At 54.8% G+C, this 1,273-nt stretch carries 1 protein-coding gene; it reads right to left on the minus strand.

Annotated elements, in window-relative coordinates; all coding sequences use genetic code 11:
* A partial coding sequence (locus tag DQG13_RS30300; protein ID WP_113023922.1) for an IS110 family transposase occupies nucleotides 1–863 on the minus strand: 863 nt, incomplete at its 3' end.
* Nucleotides 864–1,273 lie beyond the last annotated feature (410 nt).

The raw sequence follows: 1,273 nt of genomic DNA on the forward strand, positions 1-1,273 counted from the left end.
CCGGGAATGGAGCGCAGCAGCGTAGCGGCGGGCAAGCCGCTCAAGATGCGCTCAATGGCCTTGTCCAGGTCCTTGACCTGTGCCTGGATGGCCCGGATCGATTGGATCGACGTGCCCAGGACGAGATCAATGGAGTCCTCCATGCATTTGGACAGCCGGTACGAGGCTCTGGCGGCCTTCTGAATGCAGAGGGCGACATGCTCCGGATTGGGGAACCGGTTGCGTCCCTTCTCCTTGAGGTAGTCGGCTAACTCGGCTACCTCCATGGCTCCGATTTCGTCGAGACTGTACTTCTCAAGCAACAGTTCCATGATGGCATGGCCGAACACGGAGCTCTCCACTTCAGTTCCGAAGGCACTGCATTTGTAAAACAGGTTTTGCAGGAAGTACTGCTTCTCCCGCGTGAGATTGTGAACCAGATGGAAGCGCATGCGAGTCAAGCGTTGTAAGGCAATGTATTGCTCTTGCATGACGACGGTCATGGGGAGGCGACCGAAACGGAGCCGGTCGGCAATGAGCCAAGCATCAATCCGGTCCGTCTTGTCCAGGTCCACATAAGCTTCCTTGAATTTGTTGATGAGCTTCGGATTAATGGTGAAGACCTTGGTCTTGCGCTTGGCTAACGCAGCATCCTCATGCAGGAACATGGCCGGATGCCAGCTGTAGACGGAGGTGGCCTCCAGTCCAATATGGATGTCCGAGACGAGCAGCTTGTCCGAGGCGGCGACAATGCGGTCGCGCACATGCTGGGCGCCGGTCAGATTGTTATCCACGGTAAAGGATTGGTGGGTCTCTCCATCCGCCGTCATGATACACACTTTCATATCTTGGGAGCTCACGTCTATTCCGACAAACAGCTTCAAAAGGGATTCCTCCTTTCTGTGGGGATTCAGGGGAAATGGACTTCTCGGGATGCCTCCAGCGCGCTCGCCGATCAATCACCCTCGCGTATGAGAACTCACCTCGGTCCATGAGCTGCCCCGGAGCTGCTAACTTCGGGCATGGGCTGCCGAAGGGAACGGCCAGCGGGTAAGAAGTGCCGCGCGAGTGCCGGAGAAACAGACTTTTGTAGTAGTCGAGCTACAGGAGAGAGAAGAATTGCCCCGAATGAACCCTTACTCTTCATTGTCTGGAGGCATCACGAAAAGTCCAGTCCCGATTTGAATCGTTCAAACTATTTTCAAAGATCAAGCTGGAAATTCTGAAGGCGGCCGCCAGTACCCTAGGGTACTGGAAATCGGTTCAAGACAACCTTCAAGAAATACTATACGAG

The organism is Paenibacillus sp. YN15 (assembly GCF_003285005.1).
Lineage (GTDB): Bacteria > Bacillota > Bacilli > Paenibacillales > NBRC-103111 > Paenibacillus_AR.